At 65.3% G+C, this 15021-nt stretch carries 17 protein-coding genes; 5 read left to right on the top strand and 12 right to left on the bottom strand.

Going from position 1 to position 15021, the window contains the following annotated elements; all coding sequences use genetic code 11:
• Positions 1-17: 17 nt before the first annotated feature.
• The 6 genes from AC1DEZ_RS05500 to AC1DEZ_RS05475 form a co-directional block, all read right to left on the bottom strand.
• A complete protein-coding gene (locus tag AC1DEZ_RS05500) occupies positions 18-1037 on the bottom strand; it encodes an amidohydrolase family protein (protein ID WP_476778946.1) in 1020 nt (339 codons plus the stop codon).
• Positions 1034-1876 carry a citryl-CoA lyase gene (locus AC1DEZ_RS05495; RefSeq protein ID WP_476778945.1) on the bottom strand — a complete coding sequence of 281 codons (843 nt, stop codon included), beginning with the start codon at positions 1874-1876 and terminating at the stop codon, positions 1034-1036. The genes AC1DEZ_RS05500 and AC1DEZ_RS05495 overlap by 4 nt, the downstream gene beginning before the upstream one ends.
• Complete coding sequence (locus AC1DEZ_RS05490; RefSeq protein ID WP_476778944.1) at positions 1873-3099, bottom strand: CaiB/BaiF CoA transferase family protein; 1227 nt, start codon at positions 3097-3099, stop codon at positions 1873-1875. Before AC1DEZ_RS05490 ends, AC1DEZ_RS05495 begins: the two co-directional genes overlap by 4 nt.
• Positions 3100-3122: 23 nt before the next feature.
• The gene (locus AC1DEZ_RS05485; protein ID WP_476778943.1) at positions 3123-4151 is read right to left on the bottom strand and encodes an ABC transporter substrate-binding protein; all 1029 of its coding nucleotides are present in this window, start codon (positions 4149-4151) and stop codon (positions 3123-3125) included.
• Positions 4152-4193: 42 nt separating this feature from the next.
• The gene (locus tag AC1DEZ_RS05480; protein WP_476779348.1) at positions 4194-4958 is read right to left on the bottom strand and encodes an ABC transporter permease; all 765 of its coding nucleotides are present in this window, start codon (positions 4956-4958) and stop codon (positions 4194-4196) included.
• Positions 4959-5052: 94 nt separating this feature from the next.
• Entirely contained in the window at positions 5053-5838 is a 786-nt protein-coding gene (locus AC1DEZ_RS05475; RefSeq protein WP_441512089.1) for an ABC transporter ATP-binding protein, read from the bottom strand.
• A 173-nt stretch (positions 5839-6011) separates the two neighbouring features.
• Here AC1DEZ_RS05475 and AC1DEZ_RS05470 point away from each other — a divergent pair, with 173 nt between their 5' ends.
• On the top strand, positions 6012-6710 hold the full coding sequence (locus tag AC1DEZ_RS05470; protein ID WP_476778942.1) for an IclR family transcriptional regulator: 699 nt from the start codon (positions 6012-6014) through the stop codon (positions 6708-6710).
• A 332-nt stretch (positions 6711-7042) separates the two neighbouring features.
• Positions 7043-7933: a LysR family transcriptional regulator gene (locus AC1DEZ_RS05465; protein WP_149133170.1), complete on the top strand. Its 891-nt coding sequence runs from the start codon at positions 7043-7045 to the stop codon at positions 7931-7933.
• 546 nt (positions 7934-8479) lie between these two features.
• On the opposite strand, the gene AC1DEZ_RS05460 is transcribed toward AC1DEZ_RS05465, so the two are convergent.
• The 6 genes from AC1DEZ_RS05460 to AC1DEZ_RS05435 all read right to left on the bottom strand — a co-directional run bounded on the left by AC1DEZ_RS05460 (position 8480) and on the right by AC1DEZ_RS05435 (position 13829).
• Entirely contained in the window at positions 8480-9031 is a 552-nt protein-coding gene (locus tag AC1DEZ_RS05460) for an NADPH-dependent FMN reductase (protein ID WP_476778941.1), read from the bottom strand.
• 134 nt (positions 9032-9165) lie between these two features.
• A complete protein-coding gene (locus tag AC1DEZ_RS05455; RefSeq protein ID WP_476778940.1) occupies positions 9166-9741 on the bottom strand; it encodes a methylated-DNA--[protein]-cysteine S-methyltransferase in 576 nt (191 codons plus the stop codon).
• Positions 9742-9823: 82 nt separating this feature from the next.
• The gene (msrP, locus tag AC1DEZ_RS05450; protein ID WP_441512085.1) at positions 9824-10780 is read right to left on the bottom strand and encodes a protein-methionine-sulfoxide reductase catalytic subunit MsrP; all 957 of its coding nucleotides are present in this window, start codon (positions 10778-10780) and stop codon (positions 9824-9826) included.
• Between the two features lie 181 nt (positions 10781-10961).
• The gene (gene leuB, locus AC1DEZ_RS05445) at positions 10962-12071 is read right to left on the bottom strand and encodes a 3-isopropylmalate dehydrogenase (RefSeq protein WP_476778939.1); all 1110 of its coding nucleotides are present in this window, start codon (positions 12069-12071) and stop codon (positions 10962-10964) included.
• A 110-nt stretch (positions 12072-12181) separates the two neighbouring features.
• The gene (locus AC1DEZ_RS05440) at positions 12182-12571 is read right to left on the bottom strand and encodes a RidA family protein (RefSeq protein ID WP_476778938.1); all 390 of its coding nucleotides are present in this window, start codon (positions 12569-12571) and stop codon (positions 12182-12184) included.
• A gap of 73 nt (positions 12572-12644) precedes the next feature.
• Positions 12645-13829: a lytic murein transglycosylase gene (locus AC1DEZ_RS05435; protein ID WP_476778937.1), complete on the bottom strand. Its 1185-nt coding sequence runs from the start codon at positions 13827-13829 to the stop codon at positions 12645-12647.
• Between the two features lie 135 nt (positions 13830-13964).
• On the opposite strand from AC1DEZ_RS05435, the gene AC1DEZ_RS05430 reads away from it, so the two are divergent.
• The 3 genes from AC1DEZ_RS05430 to AC1DEZ_RS05420 all read left to right on the top strand — a co-directional run bounded on the left by AC1DEZ_RS05430 (position 13965) and on the right by AC1DEZ_RS05420 (position 15010).
• The gene (locus AC1DEZ_RS05430; protein WP_441512081.1) at positions 13965-14225 is read left to right on the top strand and encodes a SemiSWEET family sugar transporter; all 261 of its coding nucleotides are present in this window, start codon (positions 13965-13967) and stop codon (positions 14223-14225) included.
• Between the two features lie 73 nt (positions 14226-14298).
• Positions 14299-14655 (top strand): DMT family protein, encoded by a 357-nt coding sequence (locus AC1DEZ_RS05425; protein ID WP_476778936.1) that lies wholly within the window; start codon positions 14299-14301, stop codon positions 14653-14655.
• Between the two features lie 58 nt (positions 14656-14713).
• Positions 14714-15010, top strand: a complete 297-nt coding sequence (locus tag AC1DEZ_RS05420; protein WP_441512079.1) for a hypothetical protein — start codon at positions 14714-14716, stop codon at positions 15008-15010.
• Positions 15011-15021 lie beyond the last annotated feature (11 nt).

Raw genomic sequence — 15021 nt, 5'->3', positions numbered from 1 at the left:
CGCTTCTGCGCCGCCCGTCAGAGGCGATAGATGCGACTGGCCGTGTCCCAAAACAGTGCCGACCTGTCGTCGGCCGAGTAGTCGGCAGTCAGGCGCTTGAAGGCGTTCCACCCTGCCGCGCAGGCATAGGAGCCCCGGTCCACCGGTGCATTGCTTTCCAGCATGCAGCGCCTCGGTTCGAAGGCCTCGATAGCGGTCTCCACATAAGGCCGCCATGCCTCGGCAAGCGCGCGTGAATCGGGTGGCCGCATCCCCTGCTCGAAGCCGAACCCGTTGATCCGCATGCCAAGGCCGCCGATCTTGACGACCACGTTCGGGCAGCGGGCGAGATCGCGGATCGCGCGCTTCCAGTCACGGAACAACTCGTCGCGTCGCCCCTGATAGGCGCCGGCGCCGAGAATGCCGCCGAGATGGTCGAGCACGATCGTCGTCTCGGGAAAGGCTTGCGCCAGCGCCGTCAACTCGTCGAGTTGCGGCTGGAACAGCCAAGCGTCGAAACTCAGCCCGAGCGGCGCGAGCCGGGCGAAACCCTCCCGGAAGCAGGCATCGCCGAGCAGACCGGGCGGACCGGCGCTCCGCGGGTTCATCAGGCTGGAATCGGCATCCCACACCGTGATGTGACGGATGCCACGGAACCGGCCGCGCCCTTTCTCGATATGCGCGAGGAGAACCGCCTCGACCCCAGCGCCCAGGCGCAGATCGGCATGGCCGACGATGCCGGCGCAGAAAGCGGGCCCGTCCGGGCCGAGCCGCTCGGCTTTGGCCGCGACATAGGCGGTCTCGCCGACCGGGCGCAGATGTGGCGGCTGCGTCGGGTCGTAGGCGGTCTGGCATTGCATGAAGACGGAGGCGATGATGCAGTGGCCGCTCGCGGCAAGCTCCGTCTTGTAATCGTCGATCAGAAATCGCCAGCCCGGCCGGTCCCAGAGATGGTGATGGGCGTCGACGATCGGCAATTCTGGTTCGAGCGCGGCCTCGGACGCCAGCGTCAGCCAGTCCGGGCGCACTGGCAGATAGTTGGCGGGCGGCGCGCTCATGGCTCGCGGTTGGGCACGGGCCGTCGCGATGGCCCGTCATAGCGATAGGCGAAGCTGCGTGGGATCGGCCCCTTGTTCCGTTCGCCGCGTCCGCTCTGCTCCCAGGCATGGGCGAGGATGCCGACTGCCCGCGACAGACAAAATACACCGCGCGCGAGCGGTGCGGCGAAGCCGAGCTCGCCATAGATCACCGCGGTGGCACCGTCGATGTTCATCGGGATCAGCCGCCCCTTGCGCCGCTCGAGGCAGCTCTCGACCGCCCGCGCGGCCGCTGCGTAGCGGCCGGTGATGCCGCCCTTGCCGACCGTAGCGTCGACAAGCGCCAGCAGGCGGCCGGAACGAGGGTCGACCGGGTGGAAGCGGTGGCCGAAGCCGGGCAGGTATTTCCCGCGCGTCGCGATAAAGGCATCGCTCGCGGCTGCCGCCGCCTCGTCCATGCCACAGCCCGCCGCACATCGCGCCAGCAGGTCGTCATAGAGTTCGAGCGCCTGCTCACCCGCGCCGCCATGCACATCGTCGAGGGTGTTGAGCGCTGAGGCCAGCGCTCCGTTGAGCGGCAGCCCGCAGGATACCGCCATGCGCGAGATGGCGATGGAGGGCGCATGCGGGCCGTGGTCGACCGAGGCGACGAGCGCGGCCTGAAGCAGTTGCTCCTGCTCCGGGCTCGGCAGATCGCCGCGCAGCATCAGCCAGATCATCGCCGGAAAGGAGACGGCGCCGATCAGTTCCTCGATCGGATAGCCGCGAAAGGCGATGCGACCGGGTGCGATATCCGCGATCGCGGTCGACCAGTACTCGGCGATCCTCTCGCGATCGGAGGGTGAAGCTTCGTCGTTCATGCTGCGCTCTTTTGCCGTTCGCAGCCGACGATTCGGCGCGCGATCAGGCTCTCGATCTCGTCTTCGCCATAGCCGAGGCGCCGCAGCCAGGCGGCGGTATCCGCCCCCAGCGCGGGCGGATGGGCCGGTGGCGCGAAGGGCTCGTCAAGCAGGAAGCCCGGCCGGGTCACGCGCAGCGAGCGGCCGCCGCGGCCCTTGGCATCGACGGGCTCAACGAAACCGCGCTGTGTCACCTGTGGCTCCGCCATCACCTCGGGCAGGGTGAGGACGCAGCCGGCCGGCACGCCGGCAGCGTTCATCAGGCGCTCCCATTCGCGTGCCGGGCGCGTGGCCAGCGCCTGTTCCAGCGCTGCGGTCAGTGCCCGGCGATTGTCCTTGCGGGCCTGGCGGGACGCGAAGCGCGGATCGTCGATCAGTTCGGGCCGTTCGATCAGTCCGCACAGCGCCTCGTATTGCTTCTGCTCGTTGGCAGCGATGTTGAGCGGCCCGTTCCCAGTCCGGAACGTCCCGGACGGGGCGGCGGTGAAGTTTTCGTTGCCGATCGGCTGCGGGTCGACATCGGCATTGAGATGGTTCGACACCACCCAGCCCATCGCGGCGAGCGTCGATTCGAGCAGGGACACGTCGATGAAGCGTCCCCGCCCGCTCTGCTTCTGATCGACGAGCGCCGCCGAGATCGCGAACGCCGCCGTCAGCCCGGAGATGGTGTCGGAGATTGGAAAGCCGGTCCGCAGTGGCGCGCTTTCCTCATCGCCGGTCACGCTCATGACGCCGGAGAGACCCTGCACGATCTGGTCATAGGCCGGGCGCCCGGCCCAGGGCCCCGTCTGGCCGAAGCCGGAAATCGCGCAATAGACCAGGCGCGGATTGATCTGCGACAGGTCCTCATAAGCGAGACCCAGCCTCTTCATGACGCCGGGGCGGAAGTTCTCGAGGACCACGTCGGCTGTCCCGACGAGCCGCAGGAAGACTTCGCGCCCCTCCGGCGCCTTGAGGTCGAGCGCAATCGACTGCTTGTCGGCATTGACGGCGACGAAGGACAGGCCGGAGAGGCGCGCTGCCATCTCGGGATCGGCGCCGAGCTTGCGGGCGAGATCGCCGCCATCCGGTTTCTCGACCTTGATTACCTCGGCGCCGAGGCGGGCGAGGTTGTACCCGCAGAACGGGCCGGCGAGCACGTTCGAGAGGTCGAGAACGCGCACGCCCGCAAGTGGCATAGTCATTTTCTGTCTCCGACTGCGCGGGATTATTTGCCGATCCGCCTTGCGGCTTCCTCGGCGAACTTGTTCGTGTAGGTCTTGGACAGGTCGATGCCAGCCGCGGCAATCGCGGGATCATAGGCGGTGAGCACCGAGAGCGGCGTCTTCAGGGTGTCAGGCGAGAACCGGCCGTCCTTGGAGAACAGACCCGTCGAGGCACGCATGATCTCGATGTTGAGCACGCGGTCGTCGAGCTTGTAGGCCGACGGGATCGCATCGACGACAGCCTCCGGGCTGTTGGAATGAATCCAGCGCACGGTCCGCAACATGGCGTTGGCGAGGCGCTGCACGGTTTCCGGATTCTTGTCGATATAGCTCTGGTTGAGATAGAGGCAGGCGGTCGGATAGACGCCACCGAAAGCTTTCTTCGACCCTTCCTCGGTGCGGCCGTCGAACAGGATCTTCACGGCGTTCTTGCGCGTCAGGATGGTCGCGGTCGGATCGTAGAAGCCGAGCACGTCGACCGCCTTGCTTTCGAGCGCCTTCATACCAGGGGCACCGCTGCCGACGCCGATGAACTCGACGTCGCGTGGCCCAAGCCCGTTCACCTTGGCGTAGTAGCGAGCGATCATGTCGGTCGAGGAACCCGGCGTGGTGATGCCGACCCTCATGCCCTTCAGGTCGGCGCCGCTCTTCACCTTGTCCGCGAGATCGGCACGGACGCCGAACACGATGCCGGGGACGTCGTTGAGCAGAAAGACGCAGGAGATGTCCTTCTTCTTCGCCTGCATCTGGATGGTGTGGTCGTAGAAGCCGACCACGCCGTCGACCGAACCGCCGACCAATGCCTGGAGCGCCTTGGCGCCACCGGCCTGGAAGTTCTGAATGGTGACGTCGAGGCCTTCCTTCTTGAAGTTCCCGAGGGAATCGGCCAGCGCCAGCGGCATGTAGTTGAGAATGGCGGAGCCGACGGCGATGGTGACCGCCTTGTGCTCGGGTTCGGCGGCGCGCGCAGCGCCCGCCGGAAGCAGCAGCGCGATGGCGAGGGCCGCAGCCCGACTTGCGAACGATGTCATCTGTTTCCTCCTGCTCGGTTATGTTTGTGGTTGCGATGCGGGTCAGGCGTCATCATGCGAGGGGGCCGGACGCCAGACGAGGAGCCGCTTCTCGAGGCGGTCGACCACGAGATCGAGCAGCACCACGAAGACGGAGAGCACGACGATGCCGGCGAAGACGCCGGTGGCGTCCATCACGCCCTCGGCCTGCGCGATGATATGGCCGAGCCCCATCGAGGACCCCAGATATTCGGCCACGACCGCACCCATCACCGCCATGCCGACCGAGACGCGCAGCGACGACAGGATCCAGCTCATCGCCGACGGGATATAGACATGGCGCAGCAGCGAGAGCTTGCTGGCACGCAGCAGGCGGGCATTGGCCAGGACCACCGGATTGACCTCGCGCACGCCCTGATAGGTGTTGAAGAAGGCGATGAAGATCACGATCGTCATGCCGAGCGCGACCTTGGAGGCGAGCCCGAGGCCGAACCAGATCACGAAGATCGGGGCCAGCAGCACGCGCGGGATGGCGTTGAAGACCTTGATGATCGGCTGGATGACGTCGGCGGCGAAGCGCGAGAGGCCGAGCCAGATGCCGAGCGCGGTACCGCCGGTCACACCGAGCACGAAGGACAGCACGGTCTCGAGCAGGGTGATGCCGAGGTCGCCCCAGATGTCGCCCTCGGCGAACCATTGCGCGATGCGCCCGACGATGGCCGAAGGGGCCGGAAAGAAGAACGGGTCGATCAGGCCGGATCTGGCGCCGGTTTCCCAGGCGGCGAAGAAGCCGCCGATCAGCACCAGCCGGGTCAGCCTGACCTTCATGCGATAGGCGGAAGCGGCGCTGCGCCGGCGCGCCTCGACGGCATCCTCGGAGGAGGCGGCACCCGCTGGCGGCGCAAAGGCGAGCGTCTGCGACTTACTGGACGACATAGCTCTTCTCCACTTCGGCGCCGAGGAGATTCCAGATCTCCCGGTAGAGGCTGACGAAAGCGTCGGTGGTCGCCAGCGCCGAGACGTCGCGCGGCCGGGGCAAGGTGATGTCGACCTCCCCGACCACACGGCTGGCGGGACCTGCGGACATGACCACGACCCGGTCGGCCAGGGTGATCGCCTCATCGAGATCGTGAGTGATGAAGACGAGCGAGCGGCGGTCGGCCTGCCAGAGATCGAGCAGGATCCGGTGCATCAGGCGGCGGGTATGCACATCGAGCGCCGAGAACGGCTCGTCCATGAGGACGATGCGCGGTTCCATGATGAGCGTCTGCGCCATGGCGACGCGCTTGCGCTGCCCACCCGAGAGCTGGTGGGGATAGCGCTTCTCGAAGCCCTTCAATCCAACCTTGGCGAGCCAGGCCCGCGCCTTGGCTCGCGCTTCTTCCTTGGCCATGCCGCGAAAGATCAGGCCCAGCGCGACATTATCCTCGGCGGTCTTCCAGGGAAGGATCGCTTCCTGCTGGAGCATGTAGCCGCTGTCGCCGTTCAGGCCCTCGAGCGGCTTGCCGAAGATGGCGACCTCGCCGGCGGCCGGGCGAAGCAATCCGGTGACGACGTTGAGAATGGTCGACTTGCCGCAGCCGGTCGGCCCGACCACAGCCACGAACTCGGTGTCTCCCACAGTGAGATTCATGTTGCCGACGGCGGTGAAGGCGCCAAAGCGCACAGCGACGTCGTGCAGCCGAACGGCTGCTGTTCCCTCGGTCATCGTTCCTCCTGACAGAATAGCATTCTATTTTGCTGCGCTTCTAGCAGGACACAGGTGGCCGGTCAACATCCGTTCCGTTAAGCGGAACATAAAATCAGCGTGATAACGGCCTCCTTGCACAATGCAGAAAGTTACGTTCTATTAGACAGAACGATTTTGATGACGAGGTAGACATGTCCGAACCCGGCACGAAGCGGGAGGGAGTCGACGCGGTGGAGCGGGCTCTGGCCATTCTCACGGCGTTCAGTGAGCAGGCCCAGGAGCTGAGCCTTGCCGAATTGGCCCGGCGGACGGGGCTCTACAAAAGCACGATCCTCCGGCTGGCCGCCTCGCTCGAGCACACGCGCTTCCTGACGCGCGGAAGCGACGGCGCCTTTCGCCTGGGACCGGAGCTCTGGCGGCTGGGCTCGCTCTATCGCCGCAGCTTCGATCTCGGCGAATATGTCCGCCCGACGCTGCGTGCCCTGGTCGAGGCGACGCAGGAGACGGCTTCCTTCTACATCCGCGACGGCGATCAGCGCATCTGCCTGTATCGGCTCAACTCGCCGCGCTCGGCCCGCCATCACCTTGATGAGGGCGTGCGCCTCCCGCTCGGCCGCGGCGCCGCCGGGCGCGTGCTGCTCGCCTTCACCGAACGTGACGATCCTTCGTTGCAAGCAATCCGGGACGCTGGCCTGGTGATTTCGCGCGGAGAGCGTGATCCCGAAGTGGCGGCGGTATCCGCCCCGGTCATCGACAGCGCCGGCCATTTGCGCGGCGCGCTCTCGCTCTCAACACTCATCAGCCGCTTCGACGAGGAGGCCCAGCGCAAGCTGGTGGCAGCGATCGTGCCGGCAGCGACGAATCTCGCAGCGCGGCTGCCGGCTGAATAAGCGCGTTTTCGGGATATCGCCGCGCAGCCCGACAGTGCAGCCGGGGCCGCCGGACCTTCGCCCGAGCCCCCTGGCCAATGCAGATCCTTGGGCGAGCCATATTCGACTTTTGGCCGGTCACACTGATCGGCCACAACAGGCGGCAGCAAGCCGCCATTGCGCGCCCATCAGGGGAAGCTGCCGAGCAGCCGCCCTTTACGTACTCATCACCGAAGCTGATGGGTTTAGTCACCAGATTAAGTACGGATAATGGGCGACATTTGTCACACGGACATTGACGCACAGCAGCTTTATCCCCCATCATGCAAAAAACGCATAGCGGGGGAAGCGCGGTGGATTGGGACCGCATTAGAATCTTTTATACGGTCGCGGAGTCAGGCAGCTTCACCAAAGCTGGCGATGTTCTCGGCTTGAGTCAATCGGCCGTCAGCCGGCAGATCGGGGCGCTTGAGCGAGAGCTGCGCGCGCCGCTGTTCCATCGGCATACGCGGGGTCTCATCCTGACCGAACAGGGCGAGTTGCTCTGGCGGGCGGCGCGCGAGATGACGCAGCGCCTGGAACGGACCCGCTCGCAGCTTTCGGAGACGCGCGAGCATCCTTCCGGCGAGCTCAAGGTTACCGCCACGCGCGGCCTGGGCGGCCATTGGCTGACCCCGCGCCTCGCCGAGTTCATGGATCTCTATCCGGACATCCGGGTCGAGCTCATCCTCACGGATGAGGAGCTCGACCTGTCGATGCGCGAAGCCGACATCGCGATCCGCCTGCGCCAGCCGCAGCAGCCGGACCTGATCCAGCGCAAGCTCTTCACGGTGCACTTCCACGTCTACGCTTCGCCTGCCTATGTGAAGCGCTTCGGCGAGCCGAAGACCTATGACGATCTGGACAACCACCGCATCCTGTCCTTCGGGGGCACCTCGCCCTCCTATCTGACAGCGGTGCACTGGCTGGGCACGATGGGACGCGACCAGCGCAACCCGCGGCCGATCCATCTGACGGTGAACAACATCACCGCCATGAAGCGCGCGGTGGATTCGGGTGCCGGCATCGCCGTGCTGCCCGACTATCTGATCGAGACCGGGTCCCCGCTCGTGCAATTGATGCGCGAGACCGAGATGCCGCAGCTCGAAAGCTATCTGGTCTATCCGGAAGAAATGAAGTCGGTCGCCCGCGTCCAGGTCTTCCGTGACTTCCTGATCCAAAAGGCCCAGCGCTGGACCTACTGACAGCAAGCCGCCCTCTTCTTCGATAGGCCGTTGAATCGGGCGCCTACGGCGCCCGTTTTCAATTCTGACAGTTTTGTGACCAGAGCAGCATAATCCTCGCGCAAATCCGCACGCCGGGAACGCAGGAAAGCCGCCAAAAGAGCGAAAATACCCCGCTAATCGACCTAAAATTGTACCGCCACGCCAGAAGCGTGTGCAACGAATGCATATTTCTCAATCATTTAGGATCAAATTCGTACCATTTGCCACTATCTCATGCAGATAACGCATAGCGGCCCCAAACTATGCTGCATTGCAAAAAGGCAGATCATGCCCGATATTGTGCTCACGGTTGTTCGGAACGGGCTCCGCAATCTCCTCCCGGCGTTGAGTTCGTTTCAGCCGTTCCCCTCTGAGATGTTTGGCGTTTCGCCAGATGTTTCAAACTTTCAAAGCCGGCTCCCCTCGGGGACGCCGGCTCTTTTTTTGCCTGGCCACCGGTTAGCAAAAAAGCGCCGCCCCGAAAGGCGGCGCCTGCGATGGAAGCTTGCGAAGGGCGCCGGCCTGTCAGGCCGCGAGCTTGATCGCAATTCCGGCGAACTGATCGAGGAAACCCTGCAGGAAGGCCCGCGTCCCTTCATTGGTGATGTTGTGCTCCGCGTCGATCAGGCCATCCTTGAAGGTGATGAAGACCTGCCCGCCGACCACGACGCCGACAAGGTTGGTCAGGATCATGCGCAGTTGCTGCTGCGACACGGCGGTGCCGACCGCGCCGCTGCTGGTGCCAGTCACAGCCACGGTCTTGTTCGCCCAGGAGCTCTGGCCATAGGGCCGCGAGGCCCAGTCGATGGCGTTCTTGAGCACCGCAGGGATCGAGCGGTTGTGTTCCGGCGTCACGATCAGGATCGCGTCAGCCGCCTCGATCTCTCGCTTCAGCCTCAGCGTCGGCTCCGGCCGCTGTGGCTCAAGATCCGGGTTGAACATCGGCAGGTCGTCGATCTGGACGAAGGACGCGTCGAAGGCGTTCGCCCCCAGCTTCACCAGCGCCTGGGCCAGCTTGCGATTGATCGAATCGCGACGATTGCTGCCCACGATGACGGCGAGCTTGAGTTTGGCCATGATACCTCTCGAAGAAGCGTTGAAAGGCCGAACAGTAGCGGCCCCTGCGCGCGCCTCGCAAGCAACCTCGCTGCAAACGCGTATTGCGCGATTTCAAGGAAAACAGGTGTACGAAAAATGGGTGATTGCGCGACTCAGCGTCGGGCAGGCCGTGCCGCAAGCGGCAGCTCCCCGAACAGGCCAGGCTCGGCGCTCGTGCGCGCCTTCTCGATGGTCAGGATTCTGAGCTTGGTCTCGATGCCGCCATCGGCTGAGAAGCCGCCTGTCTTGCCGCCTGCCGCCAGCACGCGGTGGCAGGGCACGATGATCGGCCAGGGATTCTGGCCGAGAGCGACGCCGACGGCCCGCGCCGCGCCGGGCTCGCCGATGCGCTGCGCCACCTCGCCATAGGTCAATGTCTCGCCCGGCGGAATGGAGAGCGCGACCTCATAGACCTTGCGGTTGAAGTCGGAGACCGTCTCCAGCGCGACCGGCAGATGGGCCAGCTCACGCTTCTCGCCATCGAACAGCGCCCGGATGCCGGCTACCGCCTCGGCGACGATGCCGGTCGCCCCTGCCTCGTCAGCCTGCGGATAGCGCCGCGCCAGTCGCCTGCGCGCCGTATTCTCGTCACGTTCGGGCAATTGCGCGCCGACGAAGCGCTCACCTTCCCAGATCAGCGCACAGGTGCCGATCGCGGTGTCGAAGAGATGGAAATGCTGGATAGCCATGGGCGACTCGTGCCGTTCCAACTACATGGTGGCTGCACGCTACCATGGCCCCGCTCGGCTTGGGCACCCGAAACCTGCTCCCTCACATGAACAGGCGCTCGTTCTCCAACCCCTTGTAGAGGCCGGCAACCTGCTCGCCGTATCCATTATAGATCAGCGTCGGGCGCCGGTCCCGCGAGCCCAGCACCTGCTCGCTCGCCTGGCTCCAGCGCGGATGCGGCACGGCCGGGTTCACATTGGCCCAGAAGCCATATTCAGAAGCCTGTAGCCCTTCCCAGAAGGTCTTCGGCCGTTCGGCGACGAAGCTGATCTTGCGGATCGATTTCACCGATTTGAAACCGTATTTCCACGGCGTGATCAGCCGGATCGGGGCGCCGTGTTGCGTCGGCAAGGGCTTGCCGTAGATGCCGGTGACGAGCAGCGGCAATTCGTTCGTGGCCTCCGCGATGGTCAGCCCCTCCGTATAGGGCCACGGATACCAGCGCTGGCCCTGGCCGGGCGCGACACGCGGGTTCAGGAAGGTCTCGAAGCGGATGTATTTCGCGCCCGAGAGCGGCTTGGCCAGCGCCACGAACGACTTGAGCGGAATTCCGGTCCAGGGCACGGCCATCGCCCAGGCCTCGACGCAACGGAAGCGGTAGAGCCTCTCCTCCAGCGGCAGCTTACGCACGAGATCGTCGAAGCCGATCTCGAACGGCTTTTCGACCATGCCGTCGACCTGAACGGACCAGGGCCGTGTCGCCAGACGCTGCGAGGCATCGACGATGTCCTTCGACATCCCGAATTCGTAGAAATTATTGTAGTTCGCCGCATCCTCCGCCTTGGTCAGCGGCACGTCGAGCTTGTAGGCGTCGTTGCGCTTGGCGGGGTAGAGGTCGAGCGTCGGATCGGGTGCCTCCGCTCCGGCACGGCCCGGCCACGCTGCCGCTGCGATCAGCCCCGCTCCGGCACTCATCAACTGGCGGCGGTTGAGGAACGCGCTCTCGGGCGTGGCCTCGCTTTCCGGCATTTCCCAGCCGGCACGGCGCTTGATCAGCATGACGGACACACTCCGCTTTCGATGGCGCTGTTAGGCCATGAAAGCGGAGGCACCGCAATTCACGAGGGGGAGAGGTTTTCTCCAGCCGTCATGGTCGGGCTTGACCCGACCATCTAGTAAACCAGCCAGATTCTGCCGGAGATGGTCGGGTCAAGCCCGACCACGACGCGGCGGGATCAGCTCACCCACGCGCTTCCAGCGCCTTGATGATCGCGGCGCCCATCTCGCTGGTCGAGACGGCGTTGGCGCCATCAGCGGCGATGTCCTTGGTGCGGGTGCCCTGGCCAAGCACGTCGGAAATCGCGCCCTCGAGCCGGTCGGCCGCCTCGCCCGCGCCAAAGGAATAGCGCAGCGCCATGGCGAAGGAGCCGATCATCGCGATCGGGTTGGCGAGGCCCCTGCCGGCGATATCCGGCGCCGAGCCATGAACGGGCTCATAGAGCGCCTTGCGCTTGCCTGTGGCCTTGTCCTCGGCGCCGAGCGAGGCCGAGGGCAGCATGCCGAGCGAGCCGGTCAGCATCGCCGCGACGTCGGAGAGGATGTCGCCGAACAGGTTGTCGGTGACGATGACGTCGTATTGCTTCGGCCAACGCACCAGCTGCATGGCGCAGTTGTCGGCGAGCACATGTTCAAGCTCGACATCCCCGTATTCGGCCGCGTGCAGCGCGGTGACCGTCTGCTTCCAGAGCACGCCGGTCTTCATGACGTTGTGCTTCTCGGCCGAGGAGACCTTGTTGCGGCGGGTGCGCGCCAGCTCGAAGGCGACGCGCGAGATGCGCTCGATTTCCGGCGTGGTGTAGAGCTGGGTGTCGACGCCGCGCTTGGAGCCGTCCTCCAGCGTGACGATCTCCTTCGGCTCGCCGAAATAGACGCCGCCGGTGAGCTCGCGCACGATCAGGATGTCGAGCCCCTCGACGACCTCAGGCTTCAGCGACGAGGCCGAGGCCAGCGCCGGGTAGCAGATCGCCGGGCGCAGATTGGCGAACAGGCCGAGATCCTTGCGCAGGCGCAGCAGGCCGGCTTCCGGGCGGTGCTGATAGGGCACATCGGCCCATTTCGGGCCGCCCACCGCGCCGAACAGCACCGCGTCGGCGTCCTGCGCCAGCTTCATGTCGCCTTCGGAGATCGCCGCTTTGTGCGCGTCATAGGCGGCGCCGCCGACGAGCCCCTTCTCGATCTCGAAGGAGGCCAGGCCCTGCTTGCCGAACCATGACACGATCTGCTCGACCTGGCCCATCACCTCGGGGCCGATGCCGTCGCCGGGGAGCAGCAGGAGCTTGTGGGTCGCCATGATCGTCGCCTCGCCTTGTCGCGTGTTTGCGTTGGCGGGGTGATTACGAGCGCAGCGCCCGGCGCGCAAGCATGCGAATGCAGGCCCGTCCTGTTCACGCCGTGGCGCGGTCAGCCCTTCGGCAGGCGCGCCGTCACCTCGATCTCGATCTTCATCTCCGGCCTGAGCAGCCCGGCGACGACATAGATGCCGGCCGCGGGCCTGATCTCGCGAAAAAACTCGCCGCAGACGGCCAGAACCGGTTCGCAATAGCTGCGATCGGTGACGAAGTACTGCGCCCGCACGGCCTGTGACAGCGAAGACCCCGCCTCCTCCAGCACGGAGCCGATGGTGCGGAAGATGTTGCGCGCCTGCTCGGCCGGGTCCTCCGGCAGCGTCATCGTGGCGTAGTCGTAGCCCGTCGTGCCGGAAACAAAGACGAGATCCCCGTCGATGACGGCGCGCGAATAGCCGAAGGAGCGCTCGAAGGGCGATCCGGTGGAAATCAGGCGGCGTGTCATGCAGGCGTCTCCAGAGGAAGTGGAAGAAACGCTTCCCCGAAATGCGTTCCCGACGCCACCCGATTTCTGGACCTCAAACTCGCCCGCCTTTCAGCGCGCGCAACACTTTCTCGCCAGGCCGCCCGGTCTGCGGCATGCCGAGCTTGCCCTCGATCTCCTTAATCGCCGTCCGGGTCAGCGACCCCACCGCGCCGTCCGGCTCGCCGACATTGTAGCCGCGGGATATCAGCAGGCGCTGGAGCTCACGCCGTTGCTCGCGCGACAGCGGCAGATCGTCGGTCGGCCACTCGCCCTGCACGCCCGACTTGCCGCGCAGCCGGTCGGAGAGCAGCGAGATGGCGAGAGCATAAGAGTCCGCACCGTTGTAGCTGTAGGCTGCATCGTAATTCTTGAAGACGAGGAAAGCCGGGCCATTACGCCCCGCTGGCATCAGCAGGCCGGCATTGCCGGTGCCGTTGAGCGGCGAGCCGTCATATTTCACGATGCCGCGCCCCGCCCATGTCGAGACCGGCTGCTTGGGGTTGCGTCCGGTCGGGCCGGAATAGCCATCGGGGACGCGCACCTCGTAGCCCCAGGTCGCGCCGGTCACCCAGCCTGCCTTGGCCATGAAATTCGCGGTCGAATGCAGCGCATCGGGAACGGAATCCACCAGATCACGCCGTCCGTCACCATCGCCGTCGACGGCGAGCCGCAGATAGGTCGAGGGAATGAATTGGGTGTGGCCAAAGGCACCCGCCCAGGAGCCGAACAGCCGCTCGGGCCGCACGTCGCCGCGCTGGATGATCTGCAGCGTCGCGATCAGCTCGCCCTTGAAGAAGGCGTTGCGGCGCGGCGCGAGGCAAGCGCCGGTCGAGAGCGCCTGCACGAGCGGCATCTTGCCGCGCGCCTTGCCGAAATCGCTCTCGACGCCCCAGACGGCGGCAATGGTGTAGCGGTCGACGCCGAAGCGCTGCTCGGCCGCCGCAAGGGTCGAAGCATGCTGTCGCATCATCGAGCGTCCTTCCGCGACCTTCTCGTCGTCGACCAGCGTGCCGAGATAATCCCAGATCGGCGTCTTGAACTCCGGCTGGTTGTTCATCGCCTCGATGACCTTCATGTCCGGCTCGACACCGGCCATGGCCCGGTCGAAGGTCGCGCCCGACACGCCCTTGGCCGCCGCCTCCGAGCGCAGGCCCGCAAGGCAGGACTGGAAGCTGCCTTGAGCCGAAGCTGTGGAAGCAAGCAGGATGAGTGGCAAGGCCAGTTGATAGACGCGCATGGTCTCCACCGATTCGGACAGATTCTCGGACAGGCTAGGTCGCTGTGGTTAACGGAGATTAACCGTCGAGAATGGCGGCACGAAGGAACGAATTCCGTTATGGGGAGGCAACTCTTCTTCCTGCGATTCGCCGCCATGTCGCCAGCCGCCATCGAGCTTCTCGGCTTCGCCGCAGCCGCGCTGACCAGCCTGTGCTGGCTGCCGCAGGCCTGGCGGACGATCCGCACCCGCGACACCCGCGCGATCTCGCTATGGACGCAGGGGCTCTTTGCCGCAGGCACCGCGCTGTGGCTGAGCTACGGCATCCAGATCCTGTCCTGGCCGGTCATCGCCGCCAATGCGCTCACGCTCCTGCTCGTCCTCGTCATCATCACCATGAAGCTCCGCTTCGGCTGACGGCGGGAACCGCCCTCCGAAGAGCCGACAATCTGTCGTCATCGATCAGGCCGTCGCGAAGAAAGCCCCCGGCATGCCCTCCCTGACCGCAGCTCATATCCTGCCGATCGCGATGCTGTTCGCCTCGAACATCTTCATGACCTTCGCCTGGTACGGGCACCTCAGCTACAAGAGCACCGCGATCTGGCTCGCCATCCTCGCGAGCTGGATGATCGCCCTGCCGGAATACATGTTGGCGGTGCCGGGCAACCGCATCGGCTCGGGCGTCTATTCGGCCGCCGAACTCAAGACGATGCAGGAAGTCATCACCCTCATCGTCTTCGCCGGCTTCTCCGTGCTCTGGCTCAAGGAGGCCTTGACCTGGAGCCATGCTGTCGGCTTTGCCCTGATCACAGCGGGCGCCTTCTTCATTTTCCACGCCAAGGGCTGAGACACGCCCCACCAGCGCCTTTCCCCAAACTCTCTCGATAGGATTTCCTGCCTTGAAAATGACGGCACTGATTGCCTGCGCCCTCCTGCTCGCTCCTGCGGCAGCCTTGGCCGGCCCTACCTGCAGCCCCAGCGATGAAAGCGCCCGCATCCTCTCGGCCGCCTCGCCGAGCGCCGTCCACCGCGCCTGGCAGGGCGGCAAGCAGGTCAGCTATGGCTGGTCACTCCAGGTCGAGCGCAGCACTCGTGACGCGGCGGGCACCGAGTATTATGTCGGCGATCTCTTCGACGCCAACGGCCACCTCGCCACACGCAAGGTCTTCGTCATGGAGCGCGAATGGGATTGCGGCCCCTGATCCAAAACACA

Source organism: Allobosea sp. 10L422, from assembly GCF_056395345.1.
This window is presented reverse-complemented; position numbering and strand designations above follow the sequence as displayed.